Here is a 20,252-nt window from a genome sequence, read left to right as displayed (position 1 = left end):
GCGGGATCGCCCGGTACAGGCCCGGTCGGTCACGGTTGGGCGGCATCGCACGACTGTGCCCGGCCGCGGTCGTTCTCGCGGCCGGGCGCAGTCCGGGCCGGGCGGGATCCGCCGGCATCGCTCCTGGTCAGGCGGCGGGCGTGCCGGCGTCGCTCCGGGTCAGGAGACGGGCTCGCCCGTCTCGAGCGGGAGCGCCGGGTTGTTGGCCCACTCGGTCATGGACCCGTCGTAGACGGCGACGTCGCCCCGGCCGGCGCGTGCCAGCTGGAAGGCGGCGTAGGTCGCCGCGATGCCGCCGCCGCAGTAGGTGATGATCGAGGGCTCGCCGTCGATGACCTCTGCCGCGTCGCCCGTCGAACGCACCTGGTCGACCTCGGCGGCCAGTCCGTCCTCGCCGATGATCCCGCCCCAGAACACGTGCTTCGAGCCGGGGATGCGACCGGCGCGAGAGAACGTCTGCCGCTCGCCGGTGTAGGTGCGCCGGTCGAGGACGTTGACGAGCACCTTGGTCGGGTCGTCGATCGCTGCGGCGACGGTGTCCACGGAGGCGTAGAGCTCGGGGCGTGGGTGCGCGACGAAGCTCTGCGGCGGCAGTGCCGGGGTCGGACCGGTCTCGACCTCGAGGCCCGCGGCCTCCCAGGCGGGAAATCCGCCGTCGAGGACGTAGATGTCGTCGTGACCGACGTAGCGCAGGTTCCACCACAGGCGGGTGGCCCACATGCCCTGGCCCTGGTCGTACACGACGACGGTGGTGTCGTTACCGATGCCGAGCGCGCCGATCTTCTCGGCGAACTCCTCGGGCGCCAGGGCCGTCCAGAACTCGGGGTTCGAACGGTCGGCGAACTCCTCGAGCAGGTCGACGAACACGGCGCCGGGAACGTGGCCGTTCTCGTGCACGTCGCGGCCGGTCTCGGCGTCGTAGAAGCCGTCGCCCTCGGGGTGGTGGATGATCGAGGTCGCGTCGAGGACGACGACGCCGGGCCGGTCCTTCAGCTCGGCGAGCTCGGTGGCGGAGACGAGTCGGGCGATCGAGGTCGGGTCGGTGGTGCCGGTGGTGGTCATGGGCGCTCCTGGGTGTGGGTGGGGGTGTCGGGTCGGCAGCGCTGAAGAAGCGCTGTCAGCGACATCGGCGGGAGCGGGCCTGGCCCTGGTCGAGCCAGAGCCGGCGCACGAGCACGAGTTCCACGCCGTCGACGCTAGGTGGGAACGGGGCCCTCGTGGGTCCGCCCCCGCCAGGTCCCGCCATGTGGACCACCGGGAGGCGCGGTCGGGGCCGGACCGGCGAGCGGACGTCGTCCGCGACCGTGCCGGTACGGGTCCACCTCCCCGTCGGAATCCGCTCCTCGTCCCCGACGCGCGGCCACAATGTCGGCAGCCGACCGAGTTGAGCCGTGGAGACCATGCCCAGGAAACGCCCCGCCGTCCCCGCCCTGGCGCTCGTCGGCGCCCTCGTGATGACCGCGTGCTCCGCCGCCCCCGAGGTCGCCCTCCGGCCGTCGCCCACCCGGGCGGGCCCCTCCTGGCAGGAGGCCGCACCGATGGGATCGACCGTCACCGTCGGCGGGTGGGCCGTCACCCTCGGCGAGACCGAGGACGACGCGACCAGGCAGCCCGTCGCCGGCGTCGACCTCGTCGCGGCTCCCGGCGACGACCAACGGATCGTGTCCGTGGTGGTCGACGCCGTCAACCAGGCGGACGGCCCGCTGGATCCGGGCGCCCGGTTCGGGCTCGAGCTCGTCACCGCGGCCGGCGCCTCCTACCCGGGCAGCGCCTGCGAGGGCGAGGCGACGGTGGTCGGCTCCCCCGCCGTCGCGCCCGGCGAGCGCCTGACCGCACGCTGGTGCACGGTCGTACCGATCGACGGGCTCGAGGGTGCGGTGTGGGCCGTCGCCGACGGCGTCGAGGATGCCGAGGAGCGCCGCTACGTGCGCCTCGCCGCCGAGGCGCCGGGCCAGCTCGGCCCCCTGCCCGTGGTGGACCCGCTGGCCGGCCGCAGCATCGAGCTGCCGGCCGCCAGCGGCACGCCGATGCGGGTGGGAGACATCGCCGTCGCGGTCGGGCCCACCGACCTGGCGCCGGAGCTCCTGCCCGACGAGGACGGGGACGAGCCGGTCCCCCATCCCGGCGACATGTTCATCGGGACGACGCTGACCGTGACCAACCTGGGGACCGAGCCGGTGCGGCCCGCCCTGGGCGGCCTGGAGTTCGTCGACTCGACCGGGCTCGCCCACCCGCAGGTCCCCGAGTGCACGCCGCTGAGCCGGCCCACGGACCCCCTCGGCCCGATCCAGCCGGGTGGCACCGCGGAGATCTCCCTGTGCCGGTCCGTCCCGACCGAGATCGTGGCCGGCGGGCGGTGGCAGCTCGCCGAGGGCTCGGTGGGCTGGGAGGGCTCCTACCGGTACGTCGAGCTCGGGGTCGAGCCGACGCCGGAGCTCCTGGCCGCGTCGACCGCGCCGGAGCCGGGGAGCACCGAGGGGATCACCCGGGAGCAGCCGGCGCCGGCCGGGAGACCGCTCGAGGTCGGGCACACGACCGTGACCATCGGCCCGGCCGAGACCGACGACGTCATCGGGTTCGGCGACCACGACCGCGAGAGCGAGGCCCGGGACGGGCACGTCTTCGTCCTCGCCGACATCGAGGTCGTCGAGGACGCCTCCGGCGTCATCGACACCTGGAACCGGTACTCGTTCGACGTCTCCTACGTCGACCGCGACGGCCGGCTGCACCGGGCCACCGGTTCTCCCTGCAGCTACGGCTCGGACGACGAGTTCGACGTCGACGATCTCGAGAGCTCGCGCGGCGGCAGCCCACGGGGCCACGCCTCGGGGGTGCTCTGCGTCGAGGTCGGCGAGGACGTCGTCGACGGCGGCGCCTGGCAGGTCACGAGCTACGGGCCCGACAGCACCGCCCCGCGCCGCTACGTCGCGACCGACGCCGCGGCGACCGAGCTCGATCCCCTCGAGATCCCGGTGGTCGACCCCGAGGACGGAGTCGACGAGGACCGGCCGGCGCCCGCCGGCACGCCCGTGCGGGCGGGACTGTGGGTCGTCGAGGTCGGTCCGGCGAGCATCCGGGGGCACGCGGTCGACGACGAGGAGCCCCTGCGCAGCGGTCGGACGCGGCTCGGGGCGACCGTGATCGTCACCAACACGTCCTCGGTGCCGGCCGGCGCCTTCGACGAGGTGACCCTCGCCTGGATCCCCGACGACGGGTACCCCGCCGCGTACGGGGACTCCCACGCCCAGTGCTCCTGGGATCTCGGCACCGGGCTCGCGGTGGTCACCGCGGGGTCGGTGACCCACGACGTGTGCCTCGAGATGCGCGAGCACGAGGGCGCCGCCGGGCACTGGGAGGTCCGCACGACCGGGTGGACCCAGGACCCCGAGACGGAGGACCTGGTCGAGGAGGAGATCGTCCGCTACGTCGCCGCCGGGTGACGGCGACCCCGGCCGCGGCAGCTCGGCGCGCGGCCGTGCGGGCGCGCGTTCCGGCCGACGGAGAGGTCAGGTGCGCCGGCTGATCCACCAGATGGCGCCGATGATCGTCATCACCACGCCGAGGATGCCACCGAGGATGCCGCCGACGAGCCCGACGATCGGCGCCGCGATCTCGCCGGCGCCGATGTTGTGCCCGACGAACGCGCTCTGGTCGCAGGTGACCGAGTACGTGCCGGCCTGCGGGGTGGTGAAGCGGTGCCCGAGCTCGTACTCGTTGACCGAGATGTCGGTGCCGGTGGTCGACAGGGGCACGCTCGCGCCGTCGGGCCCGACGACCTCGCAGGACTGCGTCCGCGCCTCGGGCGATCCGCCGTCGGAGGCGTAGAGGGCCCATTCCTCGCCCGCCTCGGCCTCGATCTGTGCACCGCCGGCACCCACGGTCTCGAAGTCGGCGTCGGAGACGAGGCTGCCGATGCGCGAGATGCCGAAGACGACCCCGGCGATCGCGAGGACGATGAGCCCGATACCGATGAACGTGACGACCTTGGGACCCGTGGTGCTCTTCTGCTGCCGCCCCGGCATGACTCCATCACCCTGCGCGTAGGGGTTCCCCGGAGCCTGGCCGTAGCCTCCCTGGGGAGACCCGTAGCCTCCCTGCGGAGCGCCGTAGCCTCCCTGGGGAGCGCCGTAGCCTCGCTGGGGCTGACCGCCCTGCGGCGGGTTGCCGTACGCCCGGTTGAACTGGTCCTCGTAGCCACCGCCGGGACCTCCGCCCTGCTGGGGGCCGTACCCACCGCCGTAGCTGCTCATCTGTCCGTCCGTTCGTCCTGTTCGTGGGGCCGGCCTCGCTGGTCGCGCCGGGCGGTCGCAGGGCGAGCCCGCTCCCGGCGCGACGCTAGCAGTGCGCAGGCGCGCGCCAGGCGACCGTGTGCGGGGCCTCCGCCTCGTGATCGCCATCTCAACCCGTCCCCCCGGCCGCGCGGTGGTGGGACCATGTGGCCATCCTCTGCAGAACCCGCCCTAGGAGACCCTGTGCGTCGCCGACTCGCCGCCCTCGCCTTTCCCGCCCTTGCCGCGGCGTCGCTCGCCGCCTGCGGCGGGCCCGACATCCCGACGGCCGTCGCGCCGCAGACCCCGGAGGTCGAACGGTCCACCGAGCAGCCCCCGGCGCCGTCGTCAGAGCCCGCCCCGAGCTCCGAGCCGGCGCCGACCACCGAACCCGCCCCGACCACCGAACCGGCACCGACCACCGAACCGGCACCGACCAGCGAACCGGCACCCTCCGGCGGCGAGGGGGACGACGTCGGGGTCTCGCGCGACGCGCCCGCACCGATCGACACGGCCGTGCGCGTAGGCGACTGGGAGATCCAGGTCGGGTCGACCGTCGACGACGCGAACCAGACCATCGCCAACGAGAACATGTTCAACGACCCGCCGGACGACGGCCACAACTTCGTCGTCGTGCCGATCACGGCGACCTACCTGGGCTCGGAGTCCGGCACCGCCTGGCTCGACCTCAGCATCGAGTTCGTCGGGACGGACGCCGTGACCTACTCCGGGTACTGCGGCGTCGTGCCGAGCCCGCTCATGGATGCCGGCGAGGTCTACGAGGGCGGCACCGTGACCGGCAACTCCTGCGCCATGGTGCGGGTGGATGCGATCGAGGGCGGCGTCTGGCGCATCGAGGAGTCGTTCAACTTCGAGCAGGACACGGCGCGCTTCTTCGCGGCCGGCTGACCGGGCCGGGGCGCTCCTCTCGTCGAGAGGGCGCGAAGGTGCACGAATCGGCCTCCGTTCGTGCAGTTCGGCGCCCTCTCGACGCGCCACGCCGGGCCCGACCCCGAGCCGCGCAGCATCATCGGCACCGGTCCGGCGGCCCTCGCCACCGTGTGGTTCGCCGTCGTGAGCGCTGCCGTCATCGCCGGGATCCGAGCGGCGTCGGCGCGGCGCCCGAGTGGTACTGCGCGTAGACGCGCAGCACCCCGCCGTTCTGGCCGGCGTGCCAGGCGGGCGTCTTGTGCTGCATCGCCCTGAGCCGGTGCACGACGACCCCTGTGCGCGGGCTGACCAGGAGGAAGGCGAACGGCACGTCTCGACCACGCGAGCAGCAGGTCAGCAGCCACCCGACGGTGCCGAAGACCGAGGCGAGCTGGGACACGCAGGCCCGGATGACGTCCTCGAAGTCGGAGCCGGCCGCCATCCGCCACGACTGACCGTGTGACATGGCGTCGTCGCCCGCCGCGACCGGATCACGGTCGAACTCCACCACGAGGTCGTCGGCCGCGGCCCGCTGCTCTCCCTGCATGGCTGCACGGTAGGCGGGTTCACCCTGGATCCCGCACACACCTACCGACGAAAGAACGGCTGAACCCCCGGTCACCGGGGGTCCAGCCGTTCACGATGTCCTGGGACATCACACACGCGGAGACGGTGGTGTCTGGTTCCAGGACATCGTGAACGGGTGTCCCCAGACATCGTGAACGACTGCCCCCTGTCGGGATCGGATGTCCCACGACATCGTGAACGGTGGCGAAGTACGAGGTCCTCATCAAAGCGGTCACCGTCCAGAAGCTCTCCTACGGGCAGGTCGCTGCCCGCTACGGGGTGTCGAAGTCCCTCGTCCACAAACTCCACCACCGCTGGCTCACCGAGGGCGAGGCCGCCTACCAGCCCCGCTCACGCCGACCACGCACCTGAGCGCGCCGAGTCGTCGAGAGGGCGCCACTGTTCATCTGACAGGCCGTCCGGATGCACTTCGGCGCCCTCTCGACACGCCTCGCGCAGCAATAACGGGGCGCCGCGGCCCTCGCAGAGCTCACCCCCGGGCTTCAGCCGCGGCCGGCCACCGGCCACCAACGAAAAAACGGCTGAACCCCCGACACCGGGGGTTCAGCCGTTCTCGATGTCCTGGGACATCACACACGCGGAGACGGTGGGATTTGAACCCACGAACGGGTTACCCCGTTACATCCTTAGCAGGGATGCGCACTAGGCCTGACTATGCGACGTCTCCAGATGCAGCGTCCAGGGTACCCGGACACCCGCGACCGTTCCAAAGCAGAGGGCACGCCGGACGCGCGAGACTCGTCACCACCGCCGCGGAGGGTAAGGGATTCGAACCCTTGGTGGTTTCCCACAACGGTTTTCAAGACCGTCACATTCGGCCGCTCTGTCAACCCTCCTCGCCCGGCACCGCCGGGCCTGCGGCCCGCCCCCGAGCGGGCCGCGGACCATCCTACGATCCGGTCGATCCGGTTCCGCCACATCTCGTGAGCGCCTGGGGCACGATGGGCGGATGGACGCCATCACTGTCACCGACGACGGCCGGCTCGAGCTCGTCGACACCCCCGACCCGGTCCCCGGTGCGGGCGAGGTCCTCGTCGACGTCGTCGCCGCCGGCGTCAACCGCGCCGACCTCCTCCAGGTGCGGGGCGGCCACCAGCCGCCCGAGGGCGAGTCCGACGTGCTCGGCCTCGAGTGCTCGGGCACGATCAGCGTGCTCGGCGACCACGTCGAGGGCTGGCAGGTCGGGGACCGGGTGTGCGCGCTGCTCGCCGGCGGCGGCTACGGGACGAAGGCGGTCTTGCCGGTGGGGCAGCTGCTCAGGGTCCCCGACTCCGTCGACCTCGTCGACGCGGCCGCGCTGCCCGAGTCGGTGTGCACGGCCTGGACCAACATGGTCGAGCAGGGCCACCTCGCGCCGTCGCAGACCGTGCTCGTGCACGGTGGGTCGGGCGGCGTCGGCACGATCGCCATCCAGCTCGCCCACACCTACGGCTCGCGCGTCGTCACCACCGCGGGCGGGCCGGAGCGGACGGCCCGCTGCATTGAGCTCGGCGCGGACGTCGCCGTCGACCACCGCTCCGACGACGTGGCGGACCAGATCCTGGGCGCGACCGACGGCCGCGGGGTCGATGTCGTGCTCGACGTCCTGGGTGCCGGCGGCCTCGAGCTCAACATCTCGGTCCTCGCCGAGCGCGGGCGCATCATGGTCATCGGCGTCCTCGACGGCGCGACCGGGCCCATCGACCTCGGCGCGCTGCTCGCCCGGTCCGGCACGATCAGCGCCCTCAAGCTGCGCACCCGCTCCCGCGCGTCGAAGGCGGCACTCATCGACGACGTCCGCGAGCGCGTGTGGCCATGGGTCGCCGACGGCCGGGTCGTGCCCGTGATCGCCGAGCGGATCCCGCTCGCCGAGGCCGGGCGCGCCCACGAGGTGATGGCGGCCGGCGGCGCGTTCGGGAAGATCCTGCTCACCGTCTGACCGGGCGGTAGGACGGCGCCACGCCGCACGGGACCGGGACACGCACGGCCCGACGACGACGGACGGCGGCGTCTGGGCGCCCCCGCGCCCGCGTCAGTACCCGTAGACGTCGAGGGCCGCGTCCTCCAGCGCCTGTGCGGTGGCCTCCGGGTCGGAGGGGTCGTCGTAGAAGTCGGACAGGATCGGCCACAGCCCCTCGAGCTGGTTCGACCCGAAGTCGGGCGCCATGAGGCCGGACATGTCGAGGCGGAACACCTCGGCGTCGACGATCTGTTGGGCGAGCTCTCGCGACACGTCGTCGTCGTAGAGGTCGAGGTCTGCCTGCCGGTTCGGTGCGGGCGAACCGCCGAGCTCGATCCAGGTGTTCGCCGCCTCGGGCGAGGCGAGGTAGCGCATGAGCTCGGCCGTCCCCTGCTCCTCGTCGAACGCGACCGCACCGGCCGCGTCCCCCACGACCGACGGGGCCGAGCCTTCGATCGCGGGCCAGGGGTAGAACCGGGCGTCCTCGCCGACCACCGCGTCGGTCTGCCCGACGATCGAGTCGGCCACGATCTCCCCGCCGACCAGCGTGGCGGCGCTCGGCTCGTCGCCGAAGACGTTCTCCACGCTGTCCGGGTAGGTGCGGTCGGCGCCGCCCTCGAGCACGATCTCCTCGTCGCTCCACAGCTCGCCGAGGAGCTCGAGGGTGTCGACCACGCTCGGGTCGGTCCACGGGATCTCCCGCGCCACCAGCTGGTCGTAGGCCTCCGGGCCGGCCACCCGGAGGTACGCGTTCTCGAACCAGTCCGTCAGCGTCCAGCCGAGGTCGACGGCGACCGCCAGCCCCGCGACGCCCGTCCCGGAGACCGTTCGCAGCGCCTCGCCGAGCTCCTCCCACGTCTCGGGAGCCTCGACGCCGGCCTCGGCATAGGCGGCGGTGTCGTACCAGAACAGGGAGTTCGTCGAGGCCTCGAGCCAGACGGCGTAGACCTCGTCGTCGACGGAGCCCAGGTCGATCCACGTCTGCGCGTAGCTCTCCTCGACGCTCGCGAGCGTCTCCTCGCGCAGCGGCACGATGCTGCCGTCCTCGGCCAGCGCCTCGACGAGCCCCCGGTCGCCGACGAACGAGATGTTCGGCGGCCTGCCGTTGTCCAGGCTCTCGGTGATCGCGAGAACCGGGTTGCCGCCGAGGCCCAGCTGGTCGACGCGGGCCCCGGTGGCCTCCTCGAACGCGACGACGACCTCGTCGAAGCGGTCGCGCTCGTGGCCGGTCCAGGGGGTCGCGACCTCGACGGTCTGTCCGGACAGGTCGGCGTACCCCTCGAGCTCGGGCAGCTCGACGTCCTCGGGGACCGGCGGGCCGTCCGAGCCGGCCTCCGGCGGGCCCGACGACGGGGCCTCGGCGGGGCCCGCCGCGTCCGGCTCGTCGGCCGTGCCTGGGTCCTCCGCGGTGCCCTGCTCCTCGGAGGTGTCCTCGGCGTCGTCGGCACTCCCGCCGCACGCCGCCAGCAGCGTCGCCGCGGCCAGTCCCGCGGCGAGCGCCGCACCTCGACGTCGCCTCGTGCTCCGTGCCATCGTCCGCCCTTCCGCGCGCCCCCTCTCCCGGGAGCGCCACGCCATCGTAGGGCGAGCCGGGCACGAGGCCGACGACGCGTCCGACCGCCCCGGGGCGCGGAACGTCACGACGCGTCCGCCGCCCCCGGGGCACGGAGCCGGAGCGGCCGCTACTTCTGGGACCCCGCCATGAGCGCGCTGACGAAGTACCGCTGGAAGGCGAAGAACACGATGAGCGGCACGATCATCGACAGGAAAGCGCCCGCGGAGAGCACGTCCATGTTCGACGAGAACTGCCGCAGCTGGGACTGCAGGGCCACGGTGATGGGCTGGCTCTGCGGGGAGGCGAACAGCAGGGCGACGAGCATGTCGTTCCAGGACCACAGGAACTGGAAGATCGCGAGCGAGGCGATCGACGGCATCGCCAGCGGCAGGGCGATGCGCACGAAGATCCGCATCTCGCTCGCCCCGTCGATCCGTGCGGCCTCGAGCATCTCGTTGGGGATCTGCATGAAGAAGTTGCGCAGCAGGAACACCGCGAACGGCAGCCCGAAGGCGGTGTGGAACAGGACTACGGCCGTGACGGAGCCGAAGATCCCGATGTCGCCGAACAGGCGGGCCAGCGGGATGAACGCCACCTGCAGCGGCACCGCCATGAACGCGATGATGACGATGAGCAGCCAGTCCCGCCCCGGGAACCGCACCCACGCGAGCGCGTAGCCCGCCATCGCGCCCAGGCCCACCACGAGCAGGGTGGACGGGACCACGATGAGCACCGTGTTCCACAGGGACGACATGATCCAGTCGGCCTGGAGCAGGCCCCGGTAGTTGTCGATCGAGAACTGGGACAGGTCGAGGAACCCCGCCCACCAGCCGGACTGGGCGTTGGCCTGCGAGCTGCGCAGCGAGGAGAAGAACAGGCCCACGGTCGGCACGAGCCAGACCAGCGCCACGACGACGAGGACCACGTTGACGATGCCGCGGCCCAGGAACCGCGTGACGCGCGAGCCCCCGCCGGGACGTGATCCGGGCGGGGTGGCGGGCGGCAGCGGGGCGCCGCCGCCGCTCCCGGGGGCACCGCCGCTTCCGCCGGAACCGCTGCCGGGTCCGCCCACGTCGGCACGGTCGTCGCGGTCCGGACCGTCCACGGGCGGCGTGGTGCCGACGACGGCCGTCATGCCTGACCTCCTCGGCGGAAGTTGCGGATGTTGAGCAGGATCGCGGGCAGCACGAGCAGCAGCAGGAAGATCGCGAGCGCCGAGCCGAGCCCCTGGTTGTTGCCGCCGCCGAAGGACACGGTCCACATGCGCGTGGCGATGACGTCGGCTGCGGGTTTCGACACCCCGGGCGGGATGACGTAGACGAGGTCGAAGATCTTCAGCACGTTGATGACGAGCGTGACCATGACGACCATGAGCACCGGCGCCAGCTGCGGCACGGTGATCTTGCGGAAGACCTGCCACTCGTTGGCGCCGTCGGTGCGGGCGGCCTCGAGCAGGGAGCGGTCGACCGAGGACAGCCCGGACGCGATCATCACCATGGCGAACCCGGCCCAGATCCACACGTAGGCGAGGATCGTCACCGGCGTGATGAGGCCCGGACCGAGCCAGTCGATGCCGGCGGCGCCGGGGGCGAAGCTCGTGGCCGGGAGCGTGAGCGTGTACTCAGCCCCGGGATCGAGGCCCTCGACGACGAAGGTCCCGTCGTCCTGGGTGACCGCGGTGCCGACCTCGGCCCCGGAGGCGTCGGTGAGCACCACGTCGATGCCGCCGAGGCCCGGCTTGCCGTCGCCGACCTCGCCGTTCGTCCCGCCGCCGCCGACGATGAAGTCGAACCAGATCGTTCCGGTGACCTGGTCCGCGCCCGGGGCGGGTGCCGTCACGGCGTCGACGGCGTCGTCGGGCCGGCTCTCCTCGGAGATGCCGACAAGTGGGACCTCGACGACGGACCCCGCGGCGATCTCCTCGGTCGAGGTCATCTCACCGGTCTCCTCGAGCGCGACCGGGCCCTCGGGCCGCGGCCGCGCATCGGGGTAGGACGTGGACTCGGCGCCGACCATCTCCTGCACGGAGACGATGACGGCGTTGGCCAGGCCGATGTCCGGGTTCTGCTGGAAGACCGAGCGGAAGATGACGCCGGCGGCGAGCATGGAGATCGCCATCGGCATGAAGATGATGAGCTTGAACGCCGTCTGCCAGCGGATGCGCTCCATGAGCACCGCGAAGACGAGGCCGAGCACCGTGCACACCGCCGGCGCGACGAGCACCCAGATCGCGTTGTTGCGCAGCGCCCGGAAGGTCTGCGGGTCGGTGAACATGTCGACGTAGTTGCCCAGGCCGACGAAGGTGTCGCCGGAGGCGTCGAACAGGCCCCGGGTGATCGAGTAGACGATGGGGTAGGCGACCAGGGCCCCCAGGACGAGGACCGCCGGCCCGAGCAGGATGACAAGGACCAGCCACTGCCGGGACCCCGAACGGGGGGCGCGCCGTGCGCGCCCCCCGCGAGGTTCGGCCGCGGTGGTCTCGGCCGAGGTCACGTCGTCAGCCGCCGTACGCGGCGGCCGCTGCGTCCTCGAGGGCCTGGGCCGTGGCCTCCGGGTCCGACGGGTCGGTGTAGAACTCGATGAGGATCTGCCACATGCCCTCGCCCTCGGTACCGCCGAAGGCGGACGGCGCGAGGTCGGACAGGTCGAACCGGAACACCTCGGCGTCGACGAGGTTCTGCGCGATCTCCAGGGAGATCTCGTCCGGGTAGAGGTCGAGGTCCGCGTTCTGGTTCGGCGAGGTGAAGCCGCCGAGCTCGATCCAGATGTTCGCGGCCTCCGGGGAGGCGAGGTAGCGCATGAGCTCGGACGTGGCCTCGTTCTCGTCGAACGCGACCGCGACGTTGCCGGCGCCCATGACGGACGGGGCGGAGTCGTTCATCGTCGGCCAGGGGTAGAACAGGGCGTCCTCGCCGACGACGGCCTCGGTCTGGTCGGCGATGTTGCCGGCCACGAAGTCTCCCTCGAAGACGGTGCCGGCCTCCGGCGGGTCGGAGAACACCGAGGTGACCGAGTCGGGGAACGACCGCTGGCCGCCGCCCTCGAGCAGGAGCGCGTCGTTGCTCCACACCTCGGCGAGGGTCTCCAGCGCCTCGACGACGCTGGGGTCCGTCCAGGGGATCTCGTGGTCGGCGAGCTGGTCGTACATCTCCGGGCCCGCGGTGCGCAGGTAGACGTTCTCGAACCAGTCGGTCAGCGGCCAGCCGACGTCGGCGCCCACGGACAGGCCCGGCACGCCGGAGTCCGACACGAGCTGGAGGGTGGAGACGAAGTCCTCCCAGGTCTCGGGCACCTCGGCGCCCGCATCCTCGTAGACCTGCGTGTTGTACCAGATGGTCGACTTGTTGGCGGCCTTGAACCAGACGCCGTAGACCTCGCCGTCGACCGAGCCGAGGTCGATCCACGTCTCCGCGTAGTTCTCCTCGACGGCGGCGAGCGTGTCCTCCGACAGCGGCACGATGTTGCCGTCGGCAGCGAGCTGGTCCATGAGCCCGGGCTGCGGGATGAGCGCGAGGTTCGGCGGGTTGCCGCCCTCGACCCGGGTGCCGATCGTCGTCGCCACGTTGTTGCCGTAGGACTCGTAGGTGACCTCGGCGCCGGTCGCCTCCTCGAAGGCGTCCAGGACGATCTCGAAGTTCTCCTGCTCCGCGCCGGACCAGTCCGACGCCACGACGAGCGTCTCGCCGCCGAGGTCCGCGTAGCCCTCGAGCTCGGGCAGCTCGGCGCCGCCGCCGTCACCGCTGTCACCGCCGTCGGAGCCGTTCTCGGACGACCCGTCGTCGCCGGTGTCCTCCGAGTCGTCGTCCGCACCGCCACCGCAGGCCGCGAGCATCGCTGCCGCGGTCAGACCCGCGACGACCGCCATGCTGCGGCGTCGCCCCATGCCTCGTGCCATTGTTCGCCCTCCTTGGCCAACCGGTGATGCACACCATGATCCCGGTCAGCGTAGGCCTCGGGCGCTGCATCGGAGGCCATCTCGATGTCTCGAACCAGTCACGGCCCGGGGAGGTCGCGGGGAGCGCCCGAGGGGGCGCCGGCAGGTCCGAGGGACCGGAGTCAGCGGGCGGTGCGCCGGGGGCGACGGACCGAGGTCAGCGGGCGGTGCGCAGGTCCGGCGGACCGACGTCAGCGGGAGGAGCGGCGGGGTCGGGCGAGGAGGTCCAGCAGGTCGGCGAGCCCGTCGGCCTCGACCGGGCCGACCTCGGCCCGGGCGTAGGACTTGACCTCGGCGCGGGCCCCGCCCATCGCGACCCCGAGCCCGGCCCAGGAGAGCATCTCGACGTCGTTCGAACCGTCCCCCGCGCCGACCGTCGCCGTGGTCTCGACCTCGAGGAGGTCGCGGACGCGTTCGAGAGCGGTCGCCTTGGAGATGCCCTCCGGGGCGACGTCGACCCACGACGACCAGCCGATCGCGTAGGTCACCGACTGCATGCCGGCCGAGTGGACGGCCTCCTGGAACGTCTGCGCGTCGAGGTGCGCGGCCCGCACCGTGAGCCGGGTGACCTCGCGCGAGCACAGGTCCTCGAAGTCGACGAGCTCCCACTCCCCGCCGAGCTCGCCGGGTGGGAAGGGCGAGGACAGGCGAAAGCCCGTGCCGACGTCCTCGACGGCGAACACCCCGTCCGGGATCGCCCGGTGCAGGGCGCGCAGGGCCGGCTCCGGGTCGAACGTGACGACGTGGTCGAGCTCGTACCCGTCGGGCGCGTCCTCGTCGAGCCGCACCGTGACGGCGCCGTTGGAGGAGATCGCGTACCGGCTGTTGAGGCGCAGCTGGCGGGCCACGGGGACGGTCGCGAACACCGAGCGTCCGGTCGCCAGCATGACGTGGGTGCCGGTGTCCTGCAGCGCCGCGACGGACTCGGCGACGCGCGGGGACAGGGTCGTGTCGTGGTGGAGGATCGTCCCGTCGATGTCGAGCGCCACGAGGAGCTCCGGCCCCGCCTCGGGCAGCGCGGACACGGCCTCGACCAGCGGGTGGGGGCGCGGGCGTCGACGCACCACCGACCGCGCCCAGGAGGCGGCCCTGGTCAGCGCGGCCCCGACGGCGGGGGCGGTCCGACCTCCCGGACGGCGCTCACCACCGACGGCAGGATCGTCGTCGGGGGCCTCGTCGGGGACGTCGGTCCCGTTCTCGAGGTCGGGGTCCGCGGGCCCGGCCTCGTGCGCGTCGGGCTCGAGGTCGGCCTCGTCGACGTCGAGGTCCGTGCCGTCGAGGTCCTCCTCGCCGTCGACGAGGTCGGCGTCGGCCTCCTCGTCGACCACCGTGGCGCCGGCCGGCCCGAGGTCGCTCCCGCCGTCGGCCCGGGTGACGCCGTCGGCCCGGGTCTCGCCGTCGGTCCGGGTACCTCCTGCCTGGTCCTGCTCGACCGGCAGCGTGTCCGCCCCGGCGTCGAGGATCGCGTGGTCCCCGGCGGGCGTGGCGACGAGGGCCTCGTCGTCGCGGGGAGTCACGCAGCCACCGGCGTGAGGACCTCGCGACCCCCGAGGTAGGGACGCAGCGCCGCGGGCACGTGGACCGAGCCGTCGGCCTGCTGGTGGTTCTCCAGCAGAGCGACGATCCACCGGGTCGTGGCGAGGGTGCCGTTGAGGGTGGCGACCGGCGTCGTGCCCGTCTCCCCGCGCTCGCGGGTACCCAGGCGGCGGGCCTGGAAGGTCGTGCAGTTCGACGTCGACGTGACCTCCATCCAGCGCTCCTGGCTGGGCAGCCACGCCTCGCAGTCGAACTTGCGGGCAGCGGACTGCCCGAGGTCCCCGGCCGCGGTGTCGATGATCCGGTAGGGCAGCTCCACGGCGTCGAGCATCTCCCGCTCGAGCTCGAGCAGCGCGGCGTGCTCCTCGGCGGCGTCCTCGGCGTGGACGTAGGAGAACATCTCGAGCTTGTTGAACTGGTGGACCCGGATGATGCCCCGGGTGTCCTTGCCGTAGGAGCCGGCCTCCCGGCGGTAGCAGGTCGACCAGCCCGCGTACCTCAGCGGGCCCGCGGAGACGTCGACGATCTCGTCCGCGTGGTAGCCGGCCAGCGCCACCTCGGAGGTGCCCGTCAGGTACAGGTCGTCCGCGGGCAGGTGGTAGATCTCGTCGGCGTGGGCACCGAGGAATCCGGTGCCGGCCATGATCTGCGGGCCGACCAGCGTCGGCGTGGTCATGAGCGTGAAGCCGGCCTCCTCGGCGCGGTCCGCCGCGCGGGTGAGGAGCGCGAGCTCGAGGCGCGCACCGATGCCCGTGAGGTAGTAGAACCGCGCGCCGGACACCTTGGTGCCGCGACGCACGTCGATCGCGCGCAGCGACTCCCCGATGTCGAGGTGGTCGCGCACGGTCACGCCCTCGGCGGCCAGGTCCCGCGGGGTGCCCACGTGCTCGAGGACCTCGTAGTCGTCCTCGCCGCCGGCGGGCACGCCCGGCGCCACGATGTTCGGCATCTGCCACAGGAGCTCGTCCGCGGCGGCAGCGGCGGCGTCGGCGCGCTCCTGCGCGGCGGAGACCTCCGCGGCCATCTCCTTGGCGCGCGCCAGGATCGCGGGCCGCTCCTCGGGCGAGGCCTTCCCGACGCCCCGGGAGAACTCCTTGTGCTCCGCGCGCATCGACTCGAACTCACCGAGCGTGCTGCGACGCGCCTGGTCCGCCTCGAGGATCCGGTCGACGAGACCCGGATCCGCACCTCGGGACACCTGGCTGTCGCGCGCGGTCTGGGGGTCCTCGCGCAGGGCACGCACATCGATCATGCCCCGAGCCTATGCCGGACCGGGAACACCTCCCCGCCCTGGACCCTGCCGTGGTGTCGCGAGCGGTGCCAGGATGTCCGGCGGACCGCGTGCGGCCCGTCCGTCCATCCGTCCCACCGAGGCACGAGGGGTGTCCCATGATCGTCACCACCACAGCGACCATCCAGAACGCGAACATCGCGGAGTACATCCGCGTCGTCGCCGGGGAGACGGTCGTCGGCATCAACATGTTCAAGGACATCGGGGCCGGGTTCCGCAACCTCGTGGGCGGCCGCTCCGAGGGCTACGAGCGCGAGATCGGTGGCGCCCGCGAGTCCGCGCTCGGGGAGATGGTCCAGCGTGCGATCGAGCTCGGCGCGAACGGGGTCGTCGGTGTCGACATCGACTACGAGTCGGTCGGCCAGGGGATGATGATGGTGACCGCCTCCGGGACCGCCGTGCGCATCGCCTGATCCTCGTCGGGCGACGGGAGGCACGCGCCCACCGCCGCGCCGCACCGTGCGCTCCGGGCTACCGTGAGGTGTGCCCTCGGAATGGTTGATCGTCCTGGTCGTCGCGCTCGTCGTCGCGCTGCCCACCCTCCTCGTCACGGTCTCCGTCGCGCGCAGGCGCGGCGCGCTCGAGCGGGAGTCGGCCGCCGCGAACGCGGAGGCAGCTCGGCTGCTGGACGAGGAGCGGGCCGCCCGGGAGGAGGCCGCGGCGAGGGCCGGCCGCCCCGTCCCGCCGCCGGTCGCCGTCGTCGTCAACCCCTCGAAGAACGTCGATCCCGACGAGCTGCGCCGGCACTTCCAGGAGGCCGCCCGGCGCGAGGGGCGTGCCGAGCCTCTCTGGTACGAGACGACCGCCGACGACCCGGGACGCGGCCAGGCCACCGAGGCGTTGCGCGCCGGGGCGAGCACGATCGTCGCCGCAGGCGGTGACGGGACCGTCCGGGCGGTCGCGGAGATCCTCGCCGGCACCGGCACCCCGATGGGCGTGATCCCGCTCGGCACGGGCAACCTGCTCGCCCGCAACCTCGGCCTGCCGCTGGAGGACACCGACCAGCTCGTGCGGATCGCGACCTCGGAGGAGCCGCGCCCGGTCGACGTCGGCTGGCTGCGGGTCGAGGACGCGGGGCGGGACCGCTCGGGCGACGCCGAGGGGATCCTTGCAGACGAGGCGGACGCCGGCCGCGACGGCTGGCACGCGTTCACCGTCATCGCGGGGCTCGGGTTCGACGCCGACATGGTCCGCGAGACCGGCGACGAGCTGAAGTCGCGGATCGGCTGGGCCGCCTACTTCGTGGGCGGCGTGAAGAACATGGTGAAGTCGCGCCTGAAGGTCTCGGTCACGGTCGACGACGCCGCGCCCGAGGACCTCAAGGTCCGCACCGTCATGCTCGCCAACTGCGGGCTGCTGCCCGGCAACCTCGTCCTCTCCCCGGACTCGCGCTTCGACGACGGAGTGCTCGAGGTCGTGACGGTCGACACGCGCTTCGGCCTCGTCGGCTGGGCGAACCTCGGCCTGTCGGTCCTCGCCCAGCGGGCCGGCCGGCGGCGGACGGGCGACCTGCCCGGCAGCGAGCTGCTGTTCAAGCCCGCGCGTCGCATCCGGGTCGCGGCCCAGGACACCGCACACGTCCAGCTCGACGGCGACCTGCTGAGCACCTCGGGGGCGATCGAGGTGCGGGTCGAGCAGGGGGCGCTGCAGATGCGCTACCCGGTCCCGGCCGACCGCCTGCAGACGCGCGAGGGAGAGCACGTGCCGGGCGAGCCGGCCGAACGACACCCCGAGAAGCTCGACGAGTGAGCGGGTTCCTGCCCGGCTCAGGCCTCAGGTGCCCGTGCCCTCGATGGAGACGTTGGTGGCCTTGACGACCGCGGTCGCGGGGGAGCCCACCACGAGCCCGAGCTGATCGACGGCCTCGGTCGAGAGGAGGGACACGACCCGGTAGGCGCCGCACTGAAGCTCGACCTGGCTCATCACCTGGTCGGAGACGACGCGCGTGACGATGCCCGTGAGGTGGTTCCGGGACGACCGGCGGTCGATACCGTCGTCGAGGGAGTCCACGGACTTCTCGCTCGCGAGCTCCTGCGCAAGGGCGGCGACCGACGCGCCGTCGACGGAGCGCCTGCCGCCGTCGTCGACGACCTCGAGGCGACCCTGGTCGACCCAGCGACGCACGGTGTCGTCGGAGACCCCGAGAAGATCGGCCACGGCGCGGATCCGGATGTGCGGCATGAGCAGATGCTAGTTCGCGCACCTGCGGAAACTTCGGGGATCATCATCGACGAGTGAGCGGACTCCTGCCCGACGACTGACCGAGATTCCTCCCCATGGGTGAGCTCCTGTCCCCCCGCCGGGGGACTCGCGCCGCCCGCGCGGTCGATAGCGTGACTCCATGACGGCGACGACGACCCCCAGGTCAGGCCGCCAGGTCCTGGCCGTGTCTCACTCGGGCACGACCTCCTTCGGCGCGACGACGGCGGTCGCGCTCGCGCTCGAGGCCGCCCGCTCCGACCTCACCGTCCTCCTCGTGGACCTCTCCCCCGACGGCGAGGCCACGCGCTGGCTCCAGGCCGCCCCCTGGGAGAAGGGACAGGACGTCGGCGCGATCCTCGACGACCGCTACCCGCTCGGGTGGGCCCGCTCGCTCTCGGTCCCCACCCGCGACCACGCCGGGCTCAAGCTGCTCCCGGCGTCGTCGGGGCCCTCGAGGGAGCCCCGCGCCGGGGCCGGTCCGCAGCTGCGCCACGCCCTGACGACGGCCGACGAGTTCGACGTCGTCGTCATCGACTGCGGCCGGATCCGGTCGGGCGCGCGGTTCGTCGCGGCGCTGAACGCTGCCACGGACGTCATCGTCACGACGTCGGGCTCCCCCGGCGACGTTGCCGAGGTCGGCGACATCCTCACGAGCGTGGACAGGTACCAGACGCTCGTCGGGGACGACGCCGGACCGGACCTGGTGCGCCTGCGTGGGGTCGTGGTGGGCGCGCCGGTTCGCGGCTCCGGACCCGACGCGTCGACGGTCGCCGACCTCGCGGCCGCCACCGGCTGGTCGGAGCTCGCGCTGTCTCCCGTCGTCCCGGCGCTCCCGACCGAGGACGGGACTCCCTCGAGCCGGCAGCGCCCGTTCGGCATCTGGAAGGCGGACAGCGAGCTCGCGCGGCACTACTCACGGCTGGCCGCTCAGCTGATCGACGCCCATCCGCAAGCCGAGTAGACGCTCACCCGGCAGGCAGAAGTCCGCTCACTCGCCACGTCGGACAGGCAGAAGTCGGCTCACTCGCCAAATGGGTCAGAAGGCGGTGCCGTCCGCGAGGGCCGACACCCAGGCCCGCGCCTCGTGGAACTCCTGGTCCGACGTGCCGCGGGCGAGCACCGGGCGGCGCTGGTCGGCGCGCGGGTAGGAGCCGAGGAAGCGCACCACGGGGCAGACGCGGCGCAGGCCGAGCAGCGCGGCCTTGACCCGCTCGTCGGTCACGTGCCCCTCGGCGTCGATGGAGAAGGCGTACCGGCCGATGGCGTCCCGGATCGGGCGCGACTCGATGCGGGAGAGGTTGACCCCGCGCGCGGCGAACTGCTCGAGCATGGTGAGCAGGGCGCCGGCCTCGTCGTCGGGCAGGTGGACGAGCAGGGTCGTCTTGTCGGCGCCGGTCGGCGGGGGCGGCGCGACGAGGCGGGAGACGGCGATGAAGCGGGTGACGGCCTGGCGGTTGTCCCCGACGTCGTGGGCGAGCACCGGCACCTCGTACCGACGGCCGGCCAGCGGGGAGACGATGCCCGCGTCGAAACCGGGCTCGCCCTCGTCCGCGAGCATCCCCGCGGCGGCAGCCGTGGAGGTCGCGGGGACGTGCACCGCGCCGGGCAGGTGCTCGGCGACCCAGCCGCGGCACTGCGCCCACGCATGCGGGTGGGTGGCGATCCGGCGCACGTCGGCCAGCTCGGTCCCCTCGCGCGCGATCAGGTCGAACTGGATCGGCACGAGCATCTCCGCGACGACGACGAGCGGCTCCTCGCCCGCCACCAGCGAGTCGATGGTCGCGTTCACGCCGCCCTCGACGGAGTTCTCGATCGGCACGACCGCCCGGTCGAACCGGCCCTCGCGCACCGCGGTGAGCGCGCCGGGGACGTCGGTGCTCGGCTCGGCGACGTCGGCCGGGTCGAGGATCTGGTTGAGGGCCTCCTCGGTGAACGTGCCCTCGGGGCCCAGGTAGGTGTAGCGCACCGGCCGAGCCTATCCGCGACCGACCCCCGCGTGACGGGTCCCG

General features: G+C 72.8%; 18 protein-coding genes and 2 tRNA genes. 7 read left to right on the top strand and 13 right to left on the bottom strand.

Going from position 1 to position 20,252, the window contains the following annotated elements; all coding sequences use genetic code 11:
* Positions 1-159 precede the first annotated feature (159 nt).
* A complete protein-coding gene (locus AC24HA_RS02640; protein WP_425707926.1) occupies positions 160-1,062 on the bottom strand; it encodes a sulfurtransferase in 903 nt (300 codons plus the stop codon).
* A 338-nt stretch (positions 1,063-1,400) separates the two neighbouring features.
* On the opposite strand from AC24HA_RS02640, the gene AC24HA_RS02635 reads away from it, so the two are divergent.
* Positions 1,401-3,440: a hypothetical protein gene (locus AC24HA_RS02635; protein ID WP_425707925.1), complete on the top strand. Its 2,040-nt coding sequence runs from the start codon at positions 1,401-1,403 to the stop codon at positions 3,438-3,440.
* A 66-nt stretch (positions 3,441-3,506) separates the two neighbouring features.
* Here AC24HA_RS02635 and AC24HA_RS02630 read toward each other — a convergent pair whose 3' ends face one another.
* Positions 3,507-4,250: a hypothetical protein gene (locus tag AC24HA_RS02630; RefSeq protein WP_425707924.1), complete on the bottom strand. Its 744-nt coding sequence runs from the start codon at positions 4,248-4,250 to the stop codon at positions 3,507-3,509.
* Positions 4,251-4,472: 222 nt separating this feature from the next.
* Between AC24HA_RS02630 and AC24HA_RS02625 the strand changes: the two genes are divergently transcribed.
* Positions 4,473-5,177: an SPOR domain-containing protein gene (locus AC24HA_RS02625; protein ID WP_425707923.1), complete on the top strand. Its 705-nt coding sequence runs from the start codon at positions 4,473-4,475 to the stop codon at positions 5,175-5,177.
* A 178-nt stretch (positions 5,178-5,355) separates the two neighbouring features.
* Here AC24HA_RS02625 and AC24HA_RS02620 read toward each other — a convergent pair whose 3' ends face one another.
* Positions 5,356-5,745 carry a hypothetical protein gene (locus AC24HA_RS02620; protein ID WP_425707922.1) on the bottom strand — a complete coding sequence of 130 codons (390 nt, stop codon included), beginning with the start codon at positions 5,743-5,745 and terminating at the stop codon, positions 5,356-5,358.
* A 221-nt stretch (positions 5,746-5,966) separates the two neighbouring features.
* On the opposite strand from AC24HA_RS02620, the gene AC24HA_RS02615 reads away from it, so the two are divergent.
* On the top strand, positions 5,967-6,137 hold the full coding sequence (locus AC24HA_RS02615; RefSeq protein WP_425710117.1) for a helix-turn-helix domain-containing protein: 171 nt from the start codon (positions 5,967-5,969) through the stop codon (positions 6,135-6,137).
* A gap of 227 nt (positions 6,138-6,364) precedes the next feature.
* On the opposite strand, the gene AC24HA_RS02610 is transcribed toward AC24HA_RS02615, so the two are convergent.
* Together AC24HA_RS02610 and AC24HA_RS02605 are read right to left on the bottom strand one after the other, a co-directional pair.
* A tRNA-Ser gene (locus tag AC24HA_RS02610) sits at positions 6,365-6,453 on the bottom strand.
* 86 nt (positions 6,454-6,539) lie between these two features.
* Positions 6,540-6,622: transfer RNA gene (locus tag AC24HA_RS02605), tRNA-Ser, on the bottom strand.
* Between the two features lie 113 nt (positions 6,623-6,735).
* Here AC24HA_RS02605 and AC24HA_RS02600 point away from each other — a divergent pair.
* On the top strand, positions 6,736-7,704 hold the full coding sequence (locus AC24HA_RS02600) for an NAD(P)H-quinone oxidoreductase (RefSeq protein ID WP_425710116.1): 969 nt from the start codon (positions 6,736-6,738) through the stop codon (positions 7,702-7,704).
* A gap of 93 nt (positions 7,705-7,797) precedes the next feature.
* Here AC24HA_RS02600 and AC24HA_RS02595 read toward each other — a convergent pair whose 3' ends face one another.
* The 6 genes from AC24HA_RS02595 to serS form a co-directional block, all read right to left on the bottom strand.
* The gene (locus AC24HA_RS02595) at positions 7,798-9,258 is read right to left on the bottom strand and encodes an ABC transporter substrate-binding protein (RefSeq protein ID WP_425710115.1); all 1,461 of its coding nucleotides are present in this window, start codon (positions 9,256-9,258) and stop codon (positions 7,798-7,800) included.
* Positions 9,259-9,407: 149 nt separating this feature from the next.
* Complete coding sequence (locus tag AC24HA_RS02590; protein ID WP_425710114.1) at positions 9,408-10,415, bottom strand: carbohydrate ABC transporter permease; 1,008 nt, start codon at positions 10,413-10,415, stop codon at positions 9,408-9,410.
* Complete coding sequence (locus tag AC24HA_RS02585) at positions 10,412-11,773, bottom strand: ABC transporter permease subunit (RefSeq protein ID WP_425710113.1); 1,362 nt, start codon at positions 11,771-11,773, stop codon at positions 10,412-10,414. Before AC24HA_RS02585 ends, AC24HA_RS02590 begins: the two co-directional genes overlap by 4 nt.
* 4 nt (positions 11,774-11,777) lie before the next feature.
* Positions 11,778-13,175, bottom strand: coding sequence for an ABC transporter substrate-binding protein (locus AC24HA_RS02580; protein ID WP_425710112.1), 1,398 nt, complete (start codon positions 13,173-13,175; stop codon positions 11,778-11,780).
* A 230-nt stretch (positions 13,176-13,405) separates the two neighbouring features.
* Complete coding sequence (locus tag AC24HA_RS02575) at positions 13,406-14,731, bottom strand: HAD hydrolase family protein (protein WP_425710111.1); 1,326 nt, start codon at positions 14,729-14,731, stop codon at positions 13,406-13,408.
* A complete protein-coding gene (gene serS / locus AC24HA_RS02570) occupies positions 14,728-16,002 on the bottom strand; it encodes a serine--tRNA ligase (RefSeq protein WP_425710110.1) in 1,275 nt (424 codons plus the stop codon). Before serS ends, AC24HA_RS02575 begins: the two co-directional genes overlap by 4 nt.
* A gap of 137 nt (positions 16,003-16,139) precedes the next feature.
* Here serS and AC24HA_RS02565 point away from each other — a divergent pair, with 137 nt between their 5' ends.
* Both AC24HA_RS02565 and AC24HA_RS02560 read left to right on the top strand, forming a co-directional pair.
* Positions 16,140-16,454 carry a YbjQ family protein gene (locus AC24HA_RS02565; protein WP_425710109.1) on the top strand — a complete coding sequence of 105 codons (315 nt, stop codon included), beginning with the start codon at positions 16,140-16,142 and terminating at the stop codon, positions 16,452-16,454.
* Positions 16,455-16,539: 85 nt separating this feature from the next.
* Complete coding sequence (locus tag AC24HA_RS02560) at positions 16,540-17,790, top strand: diacylglycerol/lipid kinase family protein (protein ID WP_425710108.1); 1,251 nt, start codon at positions 16,540-16,542, stop codon at positions 17,788-17,790.
* Between the two features lie 24 nt (positions 17,791-17,814).
* Here AC24HA_RS02560 and AC24HA_RS02555 read toward each other — a convergent pair whose 3' ends face one another.
* On the bottom strand, positions 17,815-18,222 hold the full coding sequence (locus AC24HA_RS02555; RefSeq protein WP_425710107.1) for a TOBE domain-containing protein: 408 nt from the start codon (positions 18,220-18,222) through the stop codon (positions 17,815-17,817).
* 160 nt (positions 18,223-18,382) lie between these two features.
* Here AC24HA_RS02555 and AC24HA_RS02550 point away from each other — a divergent pair, with 160 nt between their 5' ends.
* Positions 18,383-19,204, top strand: a complete 822-nt coding sequence (locus AC24HA_RS02550) for a ParA family protein (protein WP_425710106.1) — start codon at positions 18,383-18,385, stop codon at positions 19,202-19,204.
* A 75-nt stretch (positions 19,205-19,279) separates the two neighbouring features.
* Here the strand turns inward: AC24HA_RS02550 and pheA are convergent, their stop codons facing one another.
* Positions 19,280-20,209, bottom strand: a complete 930-nt coding sequence (pheA, locus tag AC24HA_RS02545) for a prephenate dehydratase (RefSeq protein WP_425710105.1) — start codon at positions 20,207-20,209, stop codon at positions 19,280-19,282.
* Positions 20,210-20,252: the final 43 nt, after the last annotated feature.

Source organism: Georgenia sp. Z1491 (assembly GCF_057652395.1).
The sequence above is the reverse complement of the archived record's forward strand: the minus strand, read 5'-3'. Positions and strand labels throughout refer to the sequence as shown.